Source organism: Serratia nevei, assembly GCF_037948395.1.
GTDB classification, from domain to species: Bacteria; Pseudomonadota; Gammaproteobacteria; order Enterobacterales; family Enterobacteriaceae; genus Serratia; species Serratia nevei.
In genome coordinates, this window is the sequence record NZ_CP149940.1 from 415,249 (window position 1) to 436,640 (window position 21,392).

At 59.2% G+C, this 21,392-nt stretch carries 19 protein-coding genes and 2 tRNA genes; 20 read left to right on the top strand and 1 reads right to left on the bottom strand.

Annotated elements, in window-relative coordinates; all coding sequences use genetic code 11:
- Window positions 1-10 precede the first annotated feature (10 nt).
- The 17 genes from folP to yedF all read left to right on the top strand — a co-directional run bounded on the left by folP (window position 11) and on the right by yedF (window position 16,862).
- A complete protein-coding gene (folP, locus tag V8N38_RS01920) occupies window positions 11-847 on the top strand; it encodes a dihydropteroate synthase (protein ID WP_084826937.1) in 837 nt (278 codons plus the stop codon).
- Window positions 848-851: 4 nt separating this feature from the next.
- The gene (gene glmM, locus V8N38_RS01925; RefSeq protein WP_038879137.1) at window positions 852-2,189 is read left to right on the top strand and encodes a phosphoglucosamine mutase; all 1,338 of its coding nucleotides are present in this window, start codon (window positions 852-854) and stop codon (window positions 2,187-2,189) included.
- Between the two features lie 220 nt (window positions 2,190-2,409).
- On the top strand, window positions 2,410-2,745 hold the full coding sequence (gene secG / locus V8N38_RS01930; protein ID WP_004933519.1) for a preprotein translocase subunit SecG: 336 nt from the start codon (window positions 2,410-2,412) through the stop codon (window positions 2,743-2,745).
- Between the two features lie 70 nt (window positions 2,746-2,815).
- Window positions 2,816-2,902 (top strand) — tRNA-Leu (locus V8N38_RS01935).
- Between the two features lie 60 nt (window positions 2,903-2,962).
- A tRNA-Met gene (locus V8N38_RS01940) sits at window positions 2,963-3,039 on the top strand.
- Window positions 3,040-3,256: 217 nt separating this feature from the next.
- Entirely contained in the window at window positions 3,257-3,709 is a 453-nt protein-coding gene (rimP, locus tag V8N38_RS01945) for a ribosome maturation factor RimP (protein WP_028127574.1), read from the top strand.
- A 21-nt stretch (window positions 3,710-3,730) separates the two neighbouring features.
- Window positions 3,731-5,239, top strand: coding sequence for a transcription termination factor NusA (gene nusA, locus V8N38_RS01950; protein ID WP_019453340.1), 1,509 nt, complete (start codon window positions 3,731-3,733; stop codon window positions 5,237-5,239).
- A gap of 23 nt (window positions 5,240-5,262) precedes the next feature.
- Window positions 5,263-7,950 (top strand): translation initiation factor IF-2, encoded by a 2,688-nt coding sequence (gene infB / locus V8N38_RS01955; protein WP_004933511.1) that lies wholly within the window; start codon window positions 5,263-5,265, stop codon window positions 7,948-7,950.
- 70 nt (window positions 7,951-8,020) lie between these two features.
- Window positions 8,021-8,431, top strand: coding sequence for a 30S ribosome-binding factor RbfA (rbfA, locus tag V8N38_RS01960; RefSeq protein ID WP_004933508.1), 411 nt, complete (start codon window positions 8,021-8,023; stop codon window positions 8,429-8,431).
- Window positions 8,431-9,375 carry a tRNA pseudouridine(55) synthase TruB gene (gene truB / locus V8N38_RS01965; protein WP_147839671.1) on the top strand — a complete coding sequence of 315 codons (945 nt, stop codon included), beginning with the start codon at window positions 8,431-8,433 and terminating at the stop codon, window positions 9,373-9,375. Before rbfA ends, truB begins: the two co-directional genes overlap by 1 nt.
- Window positions 9,376-9,499: 124 nt before the next feature.
- Window positions 9,500-9,769 carry a 30S ribosomal protein S15 gene (gene rpsO, locus V8N38_RS01970; protein WP_004933502.1) on the top strand — a complete coding sequence of 90 codons (270 nt, stop codon included), beginning with the start codon at window positions 9,500-9,502 and terminating at the stop codon, window positions 9,767-9,769.
- 256 nt (window positions 9,770-10,025) lie between these two features.
- A complete protein-coding gene (gene pnp / locus V8N38_RS01975) occupies window positions 10,026-12,143 on the top strand; it encodes a polyribonucleotide nucleotidyltransferase (protein ID WP_047729246.1) in 2,118 nt (705 codons plus the stop codon).
- 128 nt (window positions 12,144-12,271) lie between these two features.
- Entirely contained in the window at window positions 12,272-13,156 is an 885-nt protein-coding gene (nlpI, locus tag V8N38_RS01980; RefSeq protein WP_004933495.1) for a lipoprotein NlpI, read from the top strand.
- Window positions 13,157-13,278: 122 nt separating this feature from the next.
- Complete coding sequence (gene yrbN / locus V8N38_RS26070) at window positions 13,279-13,353, top strand: protein YrbN (protein WP_223182019.1); 75 nt, start codon at window positions 13,279-13,281, stop codon at window positions 13,351-13,353.
- Window positions 13,343-15,265 carry a DEAD/DEAH family ATP-dependent RNA helicase gene (locus V8N38_RS01985; RefSeq protein WP_033641661.1) on the top strand — a complete coding sequence of 641 codons (1,923 nt, stop codon included), beginning with the start codon at window positions 13,343-13,345 and terminating at the stop codon, window positions 15,263-15,265. Before yrbN ends, V8N38_RS01985 begins: the two co-directional genes overlap by 11 nt.
- Before the next feature lie 146 nt (window positions 15,266-15,411).
- Window positions 15,412-16,626, top strand: coding sequence for a selenium metabolism membrane protein YedE/FdhT (gene yedE, locus V8N38_RS01990; RefSeq protein ID WP_126179787.1), 1,215 nt, complete (start codon window positions 15,412-15,414; stop codon window positions 16,624-16,626).
- Window positions 16,623-16,862, top strand: a complete 240-nt coding sequence (gene yedF / locus V8N38_RS01995) for a sulfurtransferase-like selenium metabolism protein YedF (protein WP_004933486.1) — start codon at window positions 16,623-16,625, stop codon at window positions 16,860-16,862. The genes yedE and yedF overlap by 4 nt, the downstream gene beginning before the upstream one ends.
- A 38-nt stretch (window positions 16,863-16,900) precedes the next feature.
- Here yedF and V8N38_RS02000 read toward each other — a convergent pair whose 3' ends face one another.
- Window positions 16,901-17,914, bottom strand: coding sequence for a luciferase-like monooxygenase (locus V8N38_RS02000; protein ID WP_187181543.1), 1,014 nt, complete (start codon window positions 17,912-17,914; stop codon window positions 16,901-16,903).
- A gap of 230 nt (window positions 17,915-18,144) precedes the next feature.
- On the opposite strand from V8N38_RS02000, the gene V8N38_RS02005 reads away from it, so the two are divergent.
- Genes V8N38_RS02005 through V8N38_RS02015 form a run of 3 tightly spaced genes read left to right on the top strand, consistent with a single transcriptional unit; the run spans window position 18,145 to window position 21,391 of the window.
- Window positions 18,145-19,116, top strand: coding sequence for an HlyD family secretion protein (locus V8N38_RS02005; RefSeq protein ID WP_060440881.1), 972 nt, complete (start codon window positions 18,145-18,147; stop codon window positions 19,114-19,116).
- Window positions 19,098-20,252: an ABC transporter permease gene (locus V8N38_RS02010; RefSeq protein ID WP_087763015.1), complete on the top strand. Its 1,155-nt coding sequence runs from the start codon at window positions 19,098-19,100 to the stop codon at window positions 20,250-20,252. The genes V8N38_RS02005 and V8N38_RS02010 overlap by 19 nt, the downstream gene beginning before the upstream one ends.
- Window positions 20,249-21,391: an ABC transporter permease gene (locus V8N38_RS02015; protein WP_060421950.1), complete on the top strand. Its 1,143-nt coding sequence runs from the start codon at window positions 20,249-20,251 to the stop codon at window positions 21,389-21,391. The genes V8N38_RS02010 and V8N38_RS02015 overlap by 4 nt, the downstream gene beginning before the upstream one ends.
- Window position 21,392 lies beyond the last annotated feature (1 nt).

Consider the following 21,392-nt stretch of genomic DNA (forward strand, 5'->3'; position numbering starts at 1 on the left):
TGGACCAACCATGCAGTTAACCGTGCGCGACATGACGCTCAACCTCTCCCATCCGCAGGTGATGGGTATCCTCAACGTGACGCCGGATTCGTTTTCCGACGGCGGCCGCCACAACACGCTGAACCAGGCGCTGCTGCACGCGCATGCGCTGATTTCGGCCGGTGCCACGATGATCGACATCGGCGGTGAATCGACCCGGCCGGGGGCGGCGGAGGTGAGTGAAGAGGAAGAATTGGAACGGGTCGTGCCGGTGGTGGAAGCGCTGGCGCAACGCTTCGAAGTCTTCATCTCGGTCGATACCTCGAAAGCGGGCGTGATCCGCGAATCGGCACACGCCGGCGCACACCTGATCAACGACATTCGCTCGCTGCAGGAGCCAGGTGCTCTTGCGGCGGCGGCGGAAAGCGGCCTGCCGGTTTGCCTGATGCACATGCAAGGGCAGCCACGCACCATGCAGCAGGCACCGCACTACGACGATCTGATCGCCGACGTTCAGGCGTTTTTCGAGCACCATATTCGGCGCTGCAACGAGGCGGGGATAACAAATCAGAAATTGCTGCTCGACCCAGGCTTCGGTTTCGGTAAAAATTTGGCGCACAACTATCAGCTTCTGGCACGGTTGTCGGAGTTTCATCATTTCGGTTTGCCGCTGTTAGTCGGCATGTCGCGCAAATCGATGATAGGACAACTGCTGAACGTACCGCCGGATCAACGGGTTATCGGCAGCGTGGCCTGCGCGGTAATTGCGGCGATGCAGGGCGCGCAGATTGTCAGAGTGCATGACGTTAAAGAAACCGTCGAGGCGATGCGTGTCGTCGAGGCAACACTTTCAGCTAAGGGACAGTAGAGACATGAGCGAGCGCAAATATTTTGGCACCGACGGCATCCGTGGCAAGGTCGGGGACAGCCCCATCACGCCGGACTTCGTGCTGAAGCTGGGCTGGGCGGCGGGTAAAGTGCTGGCGCGTCACGGTTCGCGCAAAATCATCATCGGTAAGGACACGCGCATCTCCGGTTATATGCTGGAGTCCGCGCTGGAGGCCGGCCTGGCGGCCGCAGGATTGTCCGCCTCCTTCACCGGGCCGATGCCCACCCCGGCGGTGGCTTATCTGACGCGCACCTTCCGCGCCGAAGCCGGCATCGTCATCTCCGCGTCGCATAACCCGTTTTATGACAACGGCATCAAGTTCTTCTCGATCGACGGCGCCAAGCTGCCGGACAACGTCGAAGAAGCGATCGAAGCCGAGATGGAAAAGCCGCTGACCTGCGTGGAGTCCGCCGAGCTGGGTAAAGCCAGCCGCATCATCGACGCCGCCGGCCGCTACATCGAATTTTGCAAAGGCACCTTCCCGAGCGAGCTGAGCCTGAAGGGGCTGAAAATCGTGGTTGACTGCGCCAACGGGGCGACTTACCACATCGCGCCGAGCGTGCTGCGCGAGCTGGGCGCCACGGTGATCGCCATCGGCGTTGAGCCGGACGGCATGAACATCAACGAAAAATGCGGCGCTACCGACGTGCGTCAGCTGCAGGAGCGCGTACTCAAGGAAAAAGCGCACGTGGGCCTGGCGTTCGACGGCGACGGCGATCGCGTGATGATGGTGGACCATCTGGGCAACAAGGTGGACGGCGATCAGATCCTGTACATCATCGCCCGTGAAGGCCTGCGTCAGGGCCAGCTGCGCGGCGGCGCAGTCGGCACCCTGATGAGCAATATGGGACTGGAGCTGGCGCTGAAACAGCTGGGCATTCCGTTCGCTCGCGCCAAAGTGGGCGACCGTTACGTGCTGGAGAAGCTGCAGGAGCTGGGCTGGCGCATCGGTGCGGAAAACTCCGGCCATGTGATCCTGCTGGACAAAACCACCACCGGCGACGGCATCGTGGCCGGGCTGCAGGTGCTGACCGCCATGGTGCGCAACCACATGAGCCTGCATGACCTGTGCAGCGGCATGAAGCTGCTGCCGCAGATCCTGGTCAACGTGCGCTTCGCCGGCGATCACAACCCGCTGGAGTCCGACGCGGTGCGTAAAGTCACCGAGCAGGTGGAAGCCGAACTGGCCGGCCGCGGCCGGGTGCTGCTGCGCAAATCGGGCACCGAACCGCTGATCCGCGTGATGGTGGAAGGCGAGGACGAACAGCAGGTGACCGCGCTGGCGCATCGCATCGCCGACGCGGTGAAATCCGCTGGTTAAAACAGACAGTTAGCCGCCGGGCTCGGCAAAGCTGAGCCCGGAGAGGCGATTGTTGGCGTTTTTTTCCGCAAACGCGCCGGCGGCTGCAAATTGCCCTTGCGCGGGTTGGCGGCTTTGGTTAGTATTCACACCCGCTTCAGTAGGCAGTTTATAAAAACGCCTGCTTGATGAGTGTGAAGCATTTGGCATGCGGTGAGGCCGCAAGGATACGGGTACTACTATGTACGAAGCTCTTCTGGTAATTTTCCTGCTGATCTCAATCGGGCTGGTCGCTCTGATTATGCTGCAGCAAGGTAAAGGCGCTGATATGGGAGCCTCTTTCGGAGCAGGTGCATCAGGCACGTTGTTCGGTTCGAGTGGTTCCGGTAACTTTATGACCCGCATGACTGCTGTGCTGGCGACGCTGTTCTTCGTCATCAGCCTGATTCTGGGCAACCTCAGCAGCAACCAAAGCAAGAAAGGCAGCGAGTGGGAAAACCTGGGTCAGCCAGTGAAAACTGAGCAGACAACCGCGCCGGCAGCACCTGCCAAGCCGAGCAGCGATATCCCGCAGTAAGCCGCAACAAAGTTTGAAAACGGTGGTTGTGAACTCGAAAGAACAACGGCCGTTAGCAGTAAGAATCAGTACCGAGGTGGTGGAATTGGTAGACACGCTACCTTGAGGTGGTAGTGCCCTAACGGGCTTGTGGGTTCGAGTCCCATCCTCGGTACCAAATCCCAGAGATAACTTGCAATTTTGCGATTATCGGCGTAGTATTTGCCACGTTTTCGGACGCGGGGTGGAGCAGCCTGGTAGCTCGTCGGGCTCATAACCCGAAGGTCGTCGGTTCAAATCCGGCCCCCGCAACCACTTTCCTTTAAGTGTTTATTTTCAAATACACTTTTCGATTGAAACCCGCTTTTCTCGATCAACATTTGAAAATGACACTTGCTCGAAAGTTGTACCGAGGCCGCCTAGCGGCAAACAGGGTCCAGTTGCATAAAGCCCCGATTTTTCGGGGTTTTTTGTTATTTGGCAACAGAAGCACTGGGCTATTTAGCCCTTTTTTTATGTCTTGGGGGTGGGCTTGTCCACATTAGAGCAACAGTTAACAGAGATGCTTTCGGCACCGGTAGAAGCGTTGGGCTTTGAGCTTGTAGGCATCGAATTCATTCGTGCGCGCCAATCGACGCTCCGCATCTATATTGATAGTGATAACGGCATCAATGTTGATGATTGCGCTGATGTCAGCCACCAGGTCAGCGCTGTATTGGACGTCGAAGATCCAATCACGGTCGCTTACAACTTGGAAGTCTCCTCTCCTGGCCTTGATCGCCCGATGTTCACCGCTGAGCACTATACGCGTTTCCTCGGTGAAGAAGTCAGCCTGGTCCTGCGCATGGCGGTACAAAACCGTCGCAAGTGGCAGGGTATTATCAAGTCTGTCGAAGGCGAGATGATCACGGTTACTGTGGAAGGGAAAGATGAAGTGTTCGCGCTGAGCAACATCCAGAAAGCGAACCTGGTACCCCACTTTTAAAGTTTGGAAGAGGCAACTAGGATGAACAAAGAGATTCTGGCTGTTGTTGAAGCAGTTTCCAATGAAAAATCCCTTCCGCGCGAGAAGATTTTCGAAGCGCTGGAAACTGCATTAGCCACCGCAACCAAGAAAAAATACGAGCAGGAAATCGACGTGCGCGTCAGCATTGACCGCAGAACCGGCGATTTCGATACCTTCCGCCGTTGGGTCGCCGTAGATGAAGTGACTCAGCCAACGCGTGAAATCACGCTGGAAGCCGCTCAGTTTGAAGACCCGAGCATCGAGCTCGGCGGCTACGTCGAAGATCAGATCGAGTCCGTGACCTTCGACCGTATCACCACCCAAACCGCCAAGCAGGTTATCGTGCAGAAAGTGCGCGAAGCCGAGCGTGCGATGGTGGTCGACGCTTTCCGTGAACACGAAGGTGAGATCGTCACCGGCGTGGTGAAGAAAGTGAACCGTGACAGCATCGCGCTGGATCTGGGCAACAACGCCGAAGCGGTGATTGGCCGTGAAGACATGCTGCCGCGCGAAAACTTCCGTCCGGGCGACCGCATTCGCGGCGTACTGTACGCCGTGCGTCCTGAAGCTCGCGGCGCGCAGCTGTTCGTCAGCCGTTCCAGCTCGGAAATGCTGAAAGAACTGTTCCGCATCGAAGTGCCGGAAATCGGCGAAGAAGTGATCGAAATTAAAGCGGCAGCCCGCGATCCTGGCTCCCGCGCGAAAATTGCAGTGAAAACCAACGACAAGCGCATCGACCCGGTCGGCGCCTGCGTAGGTATGCGCGGTGCGCGCGTTCAGGCCGTGTCGAGCGAGCTCGGCGGCGAACGCATCGACATCATCCTGTGGGATGATAACCCAGCGCAATTCGTCATCAACGCCATGGCGCCGGCCGACGTCGCGTCGATCGTGGTAGACGAAGATAACTGCACCATGGATATCGCCGTTGAAGCCAGCAACCTGGCGCAGGCGATCGGCCGTAACGGCCAAAACGTGCGTTTGGCTTCCCAGCTGCTGAAACAACACCGCGGCGACGATCGTTGGGAACTGAACGTGATGACGGCGGACGACCTGCAGGCCAAGCACCAGGCCGAGGCTCATGCCGCTATTGATACCTTCACCAAGTATCTTGATATCGACGAAGATTTCGCCACCGTACTGGTTGAAGAAGGCTTCTCCACGCTGGAAGAGCTGGCCTACGTGCCGATCAAAGAGCTGTTGGAAATCGACGGTCTGGATGAAGATACGGTTGAAGCATTGCGCGAACGCGCCAAAGCTGCATTGACCACGCTGGCCCTGGCACAAGAAGAAAGCCTGGGCGACAACAAACCGGCCGACGATTTGCTCAACCTGCCGGGTCTTGAGCGCAGCATGGCCTTTAAACTGGCCGCGCGTGGGGTTTGTACGCTGGAAGATCTTGCCGAGCAGGGTGTTGACGATCTGGCTGATATTGAAGGGCTTAGCGACGAGCAAGCCGGTGAGCTGATCATGGCTGCACGCAATATCTGTTGGTTTGGCGACAACGCGTAATAACTGTAGCAGGAAGGAACAGCATGACGACAGATGTAACCGTAAAATCGCTGGCAGCAGAGATTCAGACTCCGGTTGATCGCCTGGTACAGCAGTTTGCTGATGCAGGGATCAACAAGTCCGAGTCGGACTCTGTTACCCAGCAAGAAAAAGAAACATTGCTGGCGCACCTGAACCGTGAACACGGCAGCGCGCCGGGTAAACTCACTTTGCAGCGCAAAACGCGCAGCACCTTGAATATCCCGAGCACCGGCGGTAAAAGTAAATCGGTGCAAATTGAGGTCCGCAAGAAACGCACTTATGTAAATCGCGATACGCAGGAAGCCCAGTTGGCTGAAGCGGCAGAGCAGGCACAGCGTGAAGCGGAAGAGCAGGCACGGCGCGAAGCGGAAGAGCTCGCAAAACGCGAAGCGGAAGCGAAGCGCGCTGCCGAAGAGCAAGCCAAACGTGAGGCCGCGGAGATTGCTAAGCGTAATTCAGCGGAAAAAGAAAAAGTGACCAATCAACATACCGACGAAATGACCAAGCCAGCTCAGGCGGAAAAAGCACGCCGTGAAGCCGAAGCCGCTGAACTGAAACGCAAAGCGGAAGAGGAAGTGCGCCGCAAGGTTGAAGAGGAAGCCAAGCGCGTGGCGGAAGAAGCCCGTCGCATGGCCGAAGAGAACGGCGAGAAGTGGGCCCAGGCAGACGCGGCAAGCGCCGCGGTTGAAAGCGCCGACTATCACGTGACCACCTCTCAGCACGCCCGTGCCGCAGAAGACGAGAACGACGCCAAAGTTGAAGGCGATCGTCGCAGCCGCACCCGCGGCGGCAAAGCCACCAAGCAGAAGAAAGGCAACAAGCTGTCCGAGTCCAAAGCGGACCGCGAAGAAGCGCGTGCCGTTACCCGTGGCGGTAAAGGCAAACGCAAGCCTAGCGCTCTGCAGCAGGGCTTCAACAAGCCGGCGCAGGTGGTTAACCGTGACGTGGTGATCGGCGAAACCATCACCGTGGCCGAGCTGGCCAACAAGATGGCGGTAAAAGGTTCTCAGGTCATCAAAGTGATGATGAAGCTGGGCGCCATGGCCACCATCAACCAGGTTATCGACCAGGAAACCGCACAGCTGGTTGCCGAAGAGATGGGCCACAAAGTTATCCTGCGTCGTGAAAACGAGCTGGAAGAAGCGCTGATGAGCGACCGTGATACGGGCGCTGCGGCCGAGCCGCGCGCGCCGGTCGTGACCATCATGGGCCACGTTGACCACGGTAAAACCTCTCTGCTGGACTACATCCGCTCCACCAAAGTGGCGGCGGGCGAAGCCGGCGGCATCACCCAGCACATCGGTGCCTACCACGTAGAAACCGAGAACGGCATGATCACCTTCCTGGATACCCCGGGCCACGCCGCGTTTACCTCGATGCGTGCTCGCGGTGCTCAGGCGACTGACATCGTGGTTCTGGTAGTGGCGGCCGACGACGGCGTGATGCCACAGACCATCGAAGCTATCCAGCACGCGAAAGCGGCGCAGGTGCCGTTGGTGGTTGCGGTGAACAAAATCGACAAGCCGGAAGCCGATCCGGACCGCGTTAAGCAGGAACTGTCTCAGTACGGCGTTATGCCGGAAGAGTGGGGCGGCGAAGCGCAGTTCGTCCACGTGTCCGCGAAAGCCGGTACCGGTATTGACGAGCTGCTGCAGGCTATCCTGCTGCAGGCCGAAGTGCTGGAGCTGAAAGCGGTTCGCAGCGGCATGGCGAGCGGCGTGGTGATCGAGTCCTTCCTGGATAAAGGCCGTGGCCCTGTGGCTACCGTGCTGGTTCAGGAAGGTACGCTGAACAAGGGCGACATCGTCCTGTGCGGCTTCGAATACGGCCGTGTGCGTGCGATGCGTGACGAGCTGGGCCGTGAAGTGACCTCTGCCGGTCCGTCTATCCCTGTGGAAATCCTGGGTCTGTCCAGCGTGCCTGCAGCGGGTGATGAAGCGACCGTGGTGCGTGACGAGAAGAAAGCGCGTGAAGTGGCGCTGTACCGTCAGGGCAAGTTCCGCGAAGTCAAACTGGCGCGTCAGCAGAAGTCCAAGCTGGAAAACATGTTCGCCAATATGACCGACGGCGAAGTGTCCGAGCTGAACATTGTACTGAAGTCCGACGTACAGGGTTCTTGCGAAGCGATCAGCGACTCGCTGCTGAAACTCTCCACCGACGAAGTGAAGGTGAAGATTGTCGGCTCCGGCGTAGGTGGTATCACCGAAACCGACGCGACGCTGGCTGCGGCTTCCAACGCCATCATCCTGGGCTTCAACGTGCGTGCCGACGCTTCTGCGCGCCGCGTAATCGAAGCGGAAAGCCTGGATCTGCGTTACTACTCCGTGATCTATAACCTGATCGACGAAGTGAAGCAGGCGATGAGCGGTATGCTGGCGCCGGAATACAAGCAGCAGATCATCGGCCTGGCCGAAGTGCGCGACGTGTTCAAATCGCCTAAGTTCGGCGCTATCGCCGGCTGTATGGTTACCGAAGGGACCATCAAGCGTCACAACCCAATCCGCGTACTGCGCGACAACGTGGTTATCTATGAAGGCGAGCTGGAATCCCTGCGCCGCTTCAAAGATGACGTTAACGAAGTCCGTAACGGCATGGAATGTGGTATCGGCGTTAAGAACTATAACGACGTGCGCGTCGGCGACATGATCGAAGTGTTCGAAATCATTGAGATCCAACGCACCATCGCTTAACGATTGCACATCTGCTTATATCTGTTTACGGGGGGCCTTTGTGCCCCCCGATTTGTCTGGAGAATCCAAAATGGCAAAAGAATTCAGCCGCGGTCAACGCGTGGCGCAAGAGATGCAGAAAGAGATTGCGATCATTCTGCAGCGTGAAGTGAAAGATCCGCGCGTCGGCATGGCGACCGTTTCCGGCGTGGAAGTGTCCCGAGACCTGGCGTATGCCAAGGTTTACGTCACCTTCCTGAACGTGCTGACCGAGAACCACGATCCGGATCTGGTCACCAACGGCATTAAAGCGTTGCAGGACGCTTCCGGCTACATCCGCACCCTGCTGGGCAAAGCGATGCGCCTGCGCGTGGTGCCGGAGTTGACCTTCGCCTACGACAACTCCCTGGTGGAAGGCATGCGCATGTCCAACCTGGTGACCAACGTGGTGAAGAACGACGCCGAGCGCCGTTCCGCCTCAGGCGATGACAAGGAGGATTAATGAGTCGCCCTCGTCGCCGCGGCCGTGATATCCACGGCGTGCTGTTGCTGGACAAGCCGCAAGGCTTGTCATCCAACGATGCGCTGCAAAAAGTAAAACGCCTGTACAACGCGAACCGGGCGGGCCATACCGGCGCGCTCGATCCGTTGGCGACCGGCATGCTGCCTATCTGCCTGGGCGAAGCGACCAAGTTTTCGCAATACCTGCTCGATTCCGACAAGCGTTATCGGGTGATTGCCAAGCTGGGGCAGCGCACCGATACCTCCGACGCCGACGGCCAGATCGTGCAGGTGCGCCCGGTGAATTTTACCCAGGCGCAGCTCGACGCGGCGCTGGACACCTTCCGCGGCGATATCCAGCAGGTGCCGTCGATGTATTCGGCGCTGAAATACCAAGGCAAGAAACTCTACGAGTATGCGCGCCAGGGGATTGAAGTGCCGCGCGAAGCGCGCAGCATCACGGTGTACGAGCTGCAGTTTATCCGCTGGGAAGGGGATGAGTTGGAGTTGGAGATCCACTGCTCGAAAGGTACCTACATCCGCACCATCACCGACGATCTCGGCGAGCTGCTGGGCTGCGGCGCGCACGTGATCTATCTGCGCCGCCTGCAGGTGGCGACTTATCCGATCGCGCGCATGGTGACGCTGGAACAGCTGAACGCTTTGCTGGCACAGGCGCAGGAACAAGACATCGCACCCGGCGAACTGCTCGATCCGCTGCTGATGCCGATGGACAGCCCGGTTGAGAACTATCCGGAAGTGAATTTGCTGCCGGTGGTGGCGGGCTACGTCAAACAGGGGCAACCGGTGCAAGTGGCCGGCGCGCCGGCTTCCGGCCTGGTGCGTATCACCGAGGGTGAAGAGCGAAAATTCATCGGCGTTGGTGACATCGCCGAGGACGGTCGTGTGGCGCCGCGCCGCCTGGTGGTCGAGCATTTCGACTGACGGCGGGGCACTGCGTCGCCTTGCGATCGCACTGCGCTAAGAGTAGAATGGCGCAGCTTATGCATTGGGTTGCTGAATTAGAGATCGGCGCCTGTTTTTATTATCTATAATCTGGAGTATTACAATGTCTCTAAGTGTTGAAGCTAAAGCTCAAATCGTAGCTGATTTCGGTCGTGGTACTAACGACAGCGGTTCTACCGAAGTTCAGGTTGCCCTGCTGACTGCGCAGATCAACCATCTGCAAGGCCACTTCTCCGAGCACAAAAAAGATCACCACAGCCGTCGTGGTCTGCTGCGTATGGTTTCTCAGCGTCGTAAGCTGCTGGACTACCTGAAGCGTAAAGATGTAGCACGTTACACCAGCCTGATCGAGCGTCTGGGTCTGCGTCGCTAATCTAGCAAGTTTCAGTGGAAAGGGGCCTATTTTGGCCCCTTTCTTCTAGGAAGCATAAGCAAATCAGGTTAATGTATTACTGATGTTTCCAAACAGGTTCTTCCGTTACAGAGGTTCGCGCGGCTAATGAGAGGCTTTATCTCCCGTCTGAGATAAGGATTGTCATTAGTCGCGAGGATGTAGTGAGAAGGCAAATCGAGTCACAGGCGTGTCGAGTCGTCAATGCGATTGCGCGCCGCTAATCAAGGATATAATTTTGCTGACACCGATCATTCGCAAATTCCAGTATGGCCAGCATACCGTCACCATCGAAACCGGTATGATGGCTCGTCAGGCCACTGCCGCCGTTATGGTGAGCATGGATGACACCGCCGTCTTCGTTACCGTCGTTGGCCAGAAAAAAGCCAAACCGGGCCAGAGCTTCTTCCCGCTGACCGTTAACTACCAAGAGCGTACCTACGCCGCCGGCCGTATCCCGGGCAGCTTCTTCCGTCGCGAAGGCCGTCCGAGCGAAGGCGAGACGCTGACTTCCCGTCTGATTGACCGTCCGATCCGCCCACTGTTCCCGGACAGCTTCCTGAACGAAGTTCAGGTGATCGCGACCGTGGTTTCCGTTAACCCGCAGGTGAACCCGGACATCGTTGCGATGATCGGTGCTTCCGCGGCCCTGAGCCTGTCCGGTATTCCGTTCAACGGCCCAATCGGTGCAGCGCGCGTGGGTTACATCAACGACCAGTACGTACTGAACCCAACGACTGACGAACTGAAAGAAAGCCGTCTGGATCTGGTGGTTGCCGGTACTGCGGGTGCGGTGCTGATGGTTGAATCCGAAGCGGACGTGCTGAGCGAAGACCAGATGCTGGGCGCCGTGGTGTTCGGCCACGACCAGCAGCAAGTGGTTATCGAAAACATCAACGCGTTGGTTGCCGAAGCCGGCAAGCCGAAGTGGGATTGGCAGGCGCCTGCGGTCAACGAAGCGCTGCACGCGCGCGTGGCTGAACTGGCCGAAGCTCGCCTGGGCGACGCTTACCACATCACCGAAAAACAAGAGCGCTACGCTCAGGTTGACGCGATCAAAGACAGCGTCGTTGAAACCCTGCTGGCGCAGGACGAGACTCTGGATGCCTCTGAAATTCAAGACATCCTGGGCAACGTCGAGAAAAACGTGGTGCGCAGCCGCGTACTGCGTGGCGAGCCGCGTATCGACGGCCGTGAAAAAGACATGATCCGTGGCCTGGACGTGCGTACCGGCGTACTGCCGCGCACCCACGGTTCCGCGCTGTTCACCCGTGGTGAAACTCAGGCGCTGGTTACCGCGACCCTGGGCACCGCGCGCGACGCACAGAACCTGGACGAGCTGATGGGCGAAAAGACCGACAGCTTCCTGTTCCACTACAACTTCCCTCCGTACTCCGTGGGCGAAACCGGCATGGTCGGTTCACCTAAGCGTCGTGAAATCGGTCACGGTCGCCTGGCGAAACGCGGCGTATTGGCTATGATGCCTAAACCGGAAGATTTCCCGTACACCGTTCGCGTGGTGTCTGAAATCACCGAATCCAACGGTTCTTCTTCCATGGCTTCCGTGTGCGGTGCGTCTCTGGCGCTGATGGACGCTGGCGTGCCAATCAAGGCTGCCGTTGCGGGTATCGCGATGGGCCTGGTGAAAGAAGCCGATAACTTTGTGGTTCTGTCCGACATTCTGGGTGACGAAGATCACCTCGGCGACATGGACTTCAAAGTGGCCGGTAGCCGCGACGGTATCACCGCGCTGCAGATGGACATCAAAATCGAAGGCATCACCCGCGAAATCATGCAGGTGGCTCTGAACCAGGCCAAGGGCGCGCGTCTGCACATCCTGGGCGTGATGGAACAGGCTATCAGCACCCCGCGCGGCGATATCTCCGAATTCGCACCGCGTATTCATACTATCCGCATCAACCCGGATAAAATCAAAGACGTGATCGGTAAGGGCGGTTCCGTTATCCGCGCACTGACCGAAGAGACTGGCACTACCATCGAAATCGAAGATGATGGTACAGTTAAAATCGCTGCGACCGACGGTGAGAAGGCGAAATTCGCTATCCGTCGTATCGAAGAGATCACGGCAGAGATCGAAGTGGGCCGTATCTATCAGGGTAAAGTGACCCGTATCGTTGATTTCGGCGCGTTCGTCGCCATCGGCGGTGGTAAAGAAGGTCTGGTACACATTTCTCAGATCGCCGACAAGCGCGTCGAGAAAGTGACCGACTATCTGCAGATGGGTCAGGAAGTACCGGTTAAGGTGCTGGAAGTTGACCGTCAGGGCCGCGTGCGTCTGAGCATCAAAGAAGCGATGGCGCCGGAAGCGGGTTCACCTGCGCCTGAAGCAGAATAACTGTATAGATAGTTTTACAGCTCCCCGCCATGGGGTTGGGAGCTGTTCGTATCGCGCGGGTAGGATGCCCGCGTATTAGCAAACGGAGGACAGGACGTTCATCCAATGTTTGTCTTCGGGAGTGGGAAATGAAGCCTTTCTTGCGCTGGTGTTACGTTGCGACAGCACTCATGCTGGCAGGATGCAGCAACCATGATTGGCGTAAAGACGAAGTTTTGGCAATCCCGTTGCAGCCAACGTTGCAGCAGGAAGTGATCCTGGCGCGCATGGAACAAATTCTTGCCAGCCGGGCACTGACGGACGACGAACGCGCACAGCTTTTATATGAGCGCGGTGTGCTGTATGATAGCCTCGGGTTACGTGCATTAGCGCGCAATGATTTCTCGCAGGCGCTGGCGATACGTCCCGACATGCCGGAAGTTTTCAACTACCTGGGCATTTACTTAACGCAGGCAGGCAATTTTGATGCTGCCTATGAAGCGTTTGATTCTGTACTAGAGCTTGATCCAACTTACAATTACGCGCGTTTAAACCGGGGCATCGCACTGTATTATGGCGGCCGCTTCCCGTTGGCGCAGGATGATCTGCAGGCGTTTTATCAAGACGACCCAAACGATCCCTTCCGTTCGTTATGGCTGTATCTGGTGGAGCGAGAAATCGATCCCAAGAAGGCCGAGGTAGCGCTTCAGCAGCGCTATGACAAAGCGGACAGAGGGCAATGGGGATGGAATATTGTCGAATTCTACCTGGGCAAGATCAGCGAAAAAACGCTGATGGAACGCCTCAAGGCAGATGCAACGGATAACACTTCGCTCGCTGAGCATCTCAGTGAAACTGACTTCTATTTGGGTAAACACTACCTGAGTCTGGGGGACAAGGACACCGCTTCGGCGCTGTTCAAACTGACGGTGTCTAACAACGTTCACAACTTCGTTGAGCACCGCTATGCATTGTTGGAATTGGCGCTTTTGGGCCAAGAGCAAGACGACCTATCGGAATCGGACCAGCAATAGCTGACGAACACCTATCAGCCTGATGGACATTGGTTTTTAACCAAAGTTATCGCCTTCACGGGCGAGGGCTTTTTTGTTCGTTTTATAATCTAATTTGAGCCGGTTCACACTTTTCAATGAAAATGACTGAAAATTTTCTCGACGAGTTATGTAGACTGGCTGCCATTATTAATGAGGCACGTGTACATGACGACTGAGTTTGAAACCTCTTTTGCTGATCTGGGGCTGTCTGCTCCAATCATTTCCGCCCTGAACGATCTGGGCTATGAAAAACCATCTCCGATCCAGGCTGAGTGTATTCCTCACCTGTTGAACGGCCGCGACGTGCTGGGCATGGCACAGACCGGTAGTGGTAAAACTGCAGCGTTCTCGCTGCCGCTGCTGCACAACCTGCAGGCAGACCTGAAAGCACCTCAGATCCTGGTGCTGGCACCGACCCGCGAACTGGCGGTTCAGGTTGCCGAAGCGATGACCGATTTCTCCAAACACATGAACGGCGTCAACGTGGTAGCCCTGTACGGCGGCCAGCGTTACGACGTGCAGCTGCGCGCTCTGCGCCAGGGCCCGCAAATCGTTGTGGGTACCCCAGGCCGCCTGCTGGACCACCTGAAGCGCGGCACCCTGAACCTCTCTAACCTGAGCGGTCTGGTGCTGGATGAAGCCGACGAAATGCTGCGCATGGGCTTTATCGAAGACGTAGAAACCATCATGGCTGAGATCCCGGCTGAACATCAGACCGCGCTGTTCTCCGCCACCATGCCGGAAGCGATCCGTCGCATCACCCGCCGCTTCATGAAAGAGCCGCAGGAAGTGCGCATCCAGTCCAGCGTGACCACCCGTCCGGACATCAGCCAGAGCTACTGGTCGGTCTACGGCATGCGTAAAAACGAAGCGCTGGTGCGTTTCCTGGAAGCTGAAGATTTTGACGCGGCGATCATCTTCGTCCGTACCAAGAACGCGACCCTGGAAGTGGCCGAAGCGCTGGAGCGCAGCGGTTACAGCAGCGCCGCGCTGAACGGCGACATGAACCAGGCGCTGCGTGAGCAGACCCTGGAGCGTCTGAAAGACGGTCGTCTGGATATCCTGATCGCGACCGACGTTGCGGCACGTGGCCTGGACGTTGAGCGCATCAGCCTGGTTGTCAACTATGACATCCCGATGGACTCCGAGTCTTACGTTCACCGTATCGGCCGTACCGGTCGTGCGGGCCGCGCCGGCCGCGCGCTGCTGTTCGTGGAAAACCGCGAACGCCGCCTGCTGCGCAACATTGAACGCACCATGAAGCTGACCATCCCGGAAGTGGAACTGCCGAACGCAGAACTGCTGGGTGAGCGTCGTCTGGCCAAGTTCGCCGCAAAAGTTCAGCAGCAGCTGGAAAGCAGCGATCTGGATCTGTACCGCGCACTGCTGACCAAACTGCAGCCGGAAGAAGAGCTGGATATGGAAACCCTGGCCGCAGCGCTGCTGAAAATGGCACAGGGCGAACGTCCGCTGATCCTGCCACCGGATCCGGTCTTCAAGCCGCGTCAGCGCCGCGAGTTCAACGACCGTGACGATCGTCGCGGTGACCGTCGCGACAGCCGCGATAGCCGTGACGGCGACCGTCCGCGTCGCGAACGTCGTGACGTTGGCGAAATGCAGCTGTACCGCATCGAAGTGGGCCGTGACGATGGCGTAGAAGTCCGTCACATCGTTGGCGCTATCGCTAACGAAGGCGACATCAGCAGCCGTTACATCGGTAACATCAAGCTGTTTGCTTCCCACTCCACCATCGAGCTGCCAAAAGGCATGCCGGGCGAGATCCTGAATCACTTCACTCGCACCCGCATTCTGAACAAGCCGATGAACATGCAGCTGCTGGGCGATGCACAGCCGTTCGAACGTCGCGAGCGTCGTGACGGTGGCAACGGTGGCGAGCGTCGTGGTAACGGTCGTCCGTTCAACGGCGAACGTCGCGAAGGCGGCCCACGTCGTTCCTTCGGCGAACGTCGTGAAGGCGGCAACGGCGGCGAGCGTCGTGGCGGTAACTACAACCGTGACGGCAAACCGGCGCCACGCCGTGATGACGGCGCACCGGCAGCACCACGTCGTCGTTTCGGCGACGCGTAATCGCTGATTCACCGTTCGCGGTGAAGCGCTCTGAAAAACCAGCCTGCGGGCTGGTTTTTTTATGCCTGAAAGTTGCCGTCAAACGTCCCTGAATGGCGTATCATTCATAAGGTTTTTTCTTACGGATGATATGCACGGGAGATGCCATGAGTTGGCAGCAGTTCAAATCTCAATACCTGGTGCGCTTTTGGGCGCCGCTGCCGGCGGTGGTCGCCGCCGGGATCCTTTCTACCTACTACTTCGGCATGACCGGCACCTTCTGGGCGGTGACCGGCGAGTTCACCCGCTGGGGCGGCCATGTGCTGCAGTGGTTCGGCCTGCACCCCGAGCAGTGGGGCTATTTCAAGGTTATCGGCCTGCAGGGCACGCCGCTGGAGCGCATCGACGGGCGCATGATCATCGGTATGTTCGCCGGCTGCATCGCCGCCGCGCTGTGGGCCAACAACATCAAGCTGCGCCAGCCGCAGCACCGCATTCGCATCGTGCAGGCGCTGCTGGGCGGCATTATCGCCGGCTTCGGCGCGCGCCTGGCGATGGGTTGCAACCTGGCGGCGTTCTTCACCGGCATTCCGCAGTTCTCGCTGCACGCCTGGTTCTTCGCGCTGGCGACCGCCGCGGGTTCGTACTTCGGTGCCAAATTCACGCTGCTGCCGATGTTCCGCATCCCGGTCAAATTGCAAAAGGTGAAGGCCGCCGCGCCGCTGACGCAGAAACCTGAGCAGGCGCGCCGCCGCTTCCGGTTGGGCATGGCGGTCTTCGGCCTGGCGGTGGCCTGGTCGCTGTGGACGCTGTTCGATGCGCCGAAACTCGGCATCGCCATGCTGTTCGGCATCGGCTTCGGTCTGCTGATCGAACGCGCGCAGATCTGCTTCACCTCGGCGTTCCGCGATCTGTGGATCACCGGCCGCACCCACATGGCGAAAGCCATCATCATCGGCATGGCGGTGAGCGCTATCGGCATCTTCAGCTACGTGCAGCTCGGCGTGGCGCCGAAAATCATGTGGGCCGGCCCGAATGCGGTGCTGGGCGGCTTGCTGTTCGGCTTCGGCATCGTGCTGGCCGGCGGTTGCGAGACCGGCTGGATGTACCGCGCGGTGGAAGGGCAGGTGCACTACTGGTGGGTGGGGCTGGGCAACATCATCGGCGCCACGCTGCTGGCCTATTACTGGGACGATCTGGCGCCGGCGCTGGCGACCGACTACGACAAGATCAACTTGCTCGATACCTTCGGCCCGATCGGCGGCCTGCTGGTGACCTATCTGCTGCTGGCGCTGGCCTTCGCTGCCATGCTGTGGTGGGAGAAACGCTTTTTCCGCGCCCGGCCTGAGGCGCAGGTGGTGAATTTGAGGAGCATGCCATGAAAGAGACGACGATAGTGCCGGACTACCGGCTGGACATGCTGGGCGAGCCTTGCCCGTACCCGGCGGTGGCGACGCTGGAGGCGATGCCGCAGCTGAAGCCAGGGGAAATCCTGGAGGTGATCAGCGATTGCCCGCAGTCGATCAACAACATTCCGCTCGACGCGCGCAACCACGGCTACAAGGTGCTGGATATCCAGCAGGACGGGCCGACCATCCGCTATTTGATCCAGCGTTAACGCCGAGGCGGTGGGGCTCCCCACCGCCTTTTCGCGTTTTATCCCTGCACGATGTCGCCTTGCACTCCGGCAACAATCTCGAACGAACGCAGCCGCGCCTGGTGATCGAAAATCTGGCCGTTGACCATGATCTCGTCGGCATCGGTTTCACGCAGCAGCGTTTGCAACCCGTGACGCACGGTTTTTTCATCGCCGACGATCGACATCCGCAGCGCCTGCTCGACGCCGTATTGCTCACCGGCGGTCCACAGCGCGTGGATGTTATCCACCGGCGGTGGCAGCGGGCCGGGCGAACCGCGGCGCAGATTGATGAACTGCTGCTGCATCGAGCTGAACAGGAAGCGCGCATCGCTATCGCTCTCAGCGGCGATCACGTTGACGCACACCATGGCGTGCGGCTGCGCCAGCTGTTTGGACGGTTTGAAGTTCTCGCGGTACAGCTGCAGCGCCTGGAACAGCATATCCGGGGCGAAGTGCGAGGCGAAGGCGAACGGCAGGCCGAGCTGCGCCGCCAGCTGCGCGCTATAGAGGCTGGAGCCGAGCAGCCAGAGCGGCACGTGCAGCCCCTGGCCAGGCACCGCCTGCACCGGCTGGCCGGGCTGCGCGTCGCAGAAGTAGTTTTGCAGCTCCTGCACGTCGCGCGGGAAGGTATCCACATCGCCGGACAGATGGCGACGCAACGCCATCATGGTGCGCTGATCGGTGCCGGGCGCGCGGCCCAGCCCCAGGTCAATGCGCCCTGGGTAAAGCGACTCCAGCGTGCCGAACTGTTCGGCGATCACCAGCGGCGCATGGTTCGGCAGCATCACGCCTCCGGAGCCGAGGCGAATGCTCTGGGTGCCGGCGGCCAGATAGCCCAGCAGCACCGAGGTGGCGGCGCTGCCGATGCCGGTCATGTTGTGGTGCTCGGCCAGCCAGTAGCGCCGGTAGCCCCAGCGTTCGGCGTGCTGTGCCAGATCCAGCGAACAGTGGAAAGCGTCGCGCGCTTTGGCCCCTTGCGGGATTGGCGATAAATCCAGTACCGACAGCGGTACGGCAGTGTTTTCAGTCATGACATCGTCCATCAGAGAGTGGATCGCTTAAAGGGCGATTGCAGGAGTCTGCATACCAAAAAGCCGAAAATGATGCTTTTTAGTGTTAAAAGCATAATCCAATTTATAGTTATAAAAGAGGAGATATGTGCTTGTGATATCCTCATGAGAGCAATGGTGTTTTTTGGAGCAATTTGAGATATGGAAATGATGATCCCCGCCCGCCGCTTACCGTTCCGGGAGCCGATATAATGAAAAAAAAGACGCTGTTTACCCTGTTGCTGATGATGGTGGCGATCGCATTGGCGATCCTGTTCCGCGCGCATAATCAGGATCTGTTACTGCAGGGTGAAGTGGACGCCCCCGAAGTGATCGTCGCTTCCAAAGCGAAAGGCCGGGTGGTTGAACGCCTGATCGAACGCGGCGACGACGTGAAAAGCGGCCAGCTGATTATTCAGCTCGACAGCCCCGAACTGATGGCGCAGCTGCGTTCCGCGCAGGCGACGCGCGACGAAGCCAAGGCGCAGCTCGATCAGTCGCTGCACGGCACCCGTGAAGAGAGCATCCGCAACCTGCGAGCCAACCTGGCGCAGGCCGAGGCGCAGTACCGCAACGCGCAAAACGACTACAACCGCAACCTGAGCGTGTCCGGCAAGGGTTATATCTCGAAGTCCGAGCTGGACGCTTCGCGCCGGTCGCGCGATACCGCCTTCCAGCAGGTGCAGGCGGCCAAGGCCAACCTGGACGAAGGTATCAACGGCGACCGCGTCGAGCTGCGGCAACAATACGCGGCGGCGCTGCGGGCGGCGGAAGAGAACCTGCTGCAGATCCAGGCGCAGAGCGACGATCTGCAGGTGAAAGCGCCGGTAGACGGCGAAGTGGGGCCGATCCCGGCCGAAGTGGGCGAATTGCTGAACGCCGGCAGCCCGCTGGTGACGCTGATCCGGGTGCCGGACGCCTACTTCGTGTTTAACCTGCGCGAAGACATCCTGGCCCACGTGCGCAAAGGCGACAAGGTCAAGCTGCGGGTGCCGGCGCTGAAGGACAAAATGATCGACACCGAGGTGCGCTACATCGCGCCGCTGGGGGATTACGCCACCAAACGCGCCACCCGCGCCACCGGCGACTTCGACCTGAAAACCTTCGAAGTGCGCCTGTATCCGTCACAGCCGGTGGACGGCCTGCGTCCGGGGATGAGCACCTTATGGCAATGGAAAGAGTAAGGGCCGGCTGGCGCTGCTTCAGTCACGCGTTCGATAAAGAGTGCCGCGTCGCCTTTCGCAGCCCGGTGGTGCACTGGCTGAGCTGGATCTTTCCGCTGATCCTGTTTGGGCTGATCAGCAGCAACTTCTCCGAAGGCACGCTGCTCGATCTGCCGGTCTCGGTGGTGGACAGCGATCACAGCCCGCTGTCCAAGTCGCTGACGCGGCGGTTGGACGCCGGGTCACACGCCCACGTCGAGGCCTACGGCGGCGGGCTGCCGGAGTCGCTGAACCGCCTGCGCAGCGCGCAGGATTACGCGTTGCTGTACATCCCGCCGGACTTTGAGGCCAACGCGCTGTCGGGCAAGCAGCCGAGCGTGGTGATGTACTACAACGCGTTGTTCTACGGCGCCGGGCTGTACTCCACTCAGGACTTCGGCGGCCTGATGAACGAAATCAACGCCAGCACCCGCAGCATCATCGCCACCGAGATGGGCAAATCGCTGCCGCCGCTGGCGGACGTGACGCTCTCTTACGGCAGCCTGTTCAACGCCAGCGGCAGCTATATCTATTATCAGCAGTTCGCCGCCACCATTCACCTGCTGCAGCTGTTCGTGGTGACCTGCATGATCTACGTGCTGGCGCGCAGCAAATCGCTGCTGCAGGCCAAGCCGTTCAGCCTGGCGCTGCTCGGCAAGCTGGCGCCTTACACGCTGTGTTTCACCACCCTGCTGATGGTGGAGATCGCGGCGCTGGTGGGCATCTTTGACGCCCGCGTCAGCGGCAACCCGCTGTTTATGCTGATGATCGGCCTGTTTTACGTGATGGCGGCGCAGAGCATCGGCCTGCTGCTGTACACCTTTACCGGCAGCACCATCACCGCCTACAGCCTGATCGGTATTTTGGTCAGTATCGCGATGACCTTCTCCGGCATGGCGGTGCCTGAGCTGTCGATGCCGCTGCCGGCGCGCATCATTTCCAACATCGAACCGCTGACCCACGCGCTGTACGCCATGTTCGACGTGTTCCTGCGGCAGGTGCACGCCAGCGCCATCTTCAGCGTGTGTGCGCTGCTGGCGGTCTACCCGCTGGTGGCCGCGCTGCTGGTGCGTAATCGCCTGCCGGCGCGGCTGGCAAAAGAGGGGAACGCCGGATGAAGCTCTATTGGCAAACCTTCGTTAAGGTGCTGCTCGGCATGCTCGAGCGGCCGGTGTGGCTGATGCTGATCCTGTCGCTGTGCATCATGAGCATGGTGTACGCCAATCGCACGGTGTGGGATCTGCCGGTGGGGGTGGTCGATCAGGACCACAGCACCGCCAGCCGGAAGCTGATTCGTCAGCTGGACGCCACCTCCAAGATAGCGATCGAAACCTACGACAGCCTGGAACAGGCGCAGCGCGATCTCGGCTGGCGCAAGCTGTTTGCGGTGATCATCATGCCGGTGGATCTGGAGAAGAAGATCCTCAGCGGGCAGAACATCGTGGTGCCGGTGTACGGCGACGCCACCAACCGCCTGGCCAATGGCCAGATCCAACAGGACGTGGTGGCGGCCTACCAGCAGCTGCTGACGGAGTACAACAACGGGCTGCTGCTGCGCAGCGGCTTCAGCGAACGGCAGGCGCAGATACTGCTGACGCCGATACTGGGGCAAACGCTGGACGTGTTTAACCCCGGTATCAGCTTCGCGGCGATCATCTTCCCCGGCCTGCTGGTGATGCTGCTGCAGCACTCGCTGCTGATCGCCTGTATCCGCGTCAACATCGCCATGAAGAGCATGCCCGGCGGCAAGGCGCCGCTGGCGGCGCACCTCGGTGGGCTGACGGCGCTGCTGCCGATCTGGCTGTTCCTGTCTATCGTGCTGTTCGTGCTGTGGCCGTGGGTATTGGGCTACAGGCAGACGGCGAACATCGCCGAACTGCTGCTGCTGACCTTCCCGTTCCTGCTGGCGGTACTGGGGCTGGGCAAGCTGGTGACCGAGTGCCTACGCAGCGTCGAAATGATCTACCTGACGCTGGCGTTCATCACCACGCCGATCTTCTACCTGTCCGGCACCATCTGGCCGTTGCAGTCGATGCCGGCCTGGGTGCGCGCCATCTCGTACAGCATTCCCTCCACCTGGGGCACCAAGGCGATCGCCGGCGTCAACCAGATGGGGCTGTCGCTGAACGAAGTGTGGGGCGACGTGATGATGATGCTGGTGCTCGGCGTGGTCTACACCCTGCTGGGCTTCGGCGTGGGCTTCTTGCGCAACAGCGTGGCGCTGCGCGGGATGTTCAGGAAGCGGCGGGCGAGTTGAT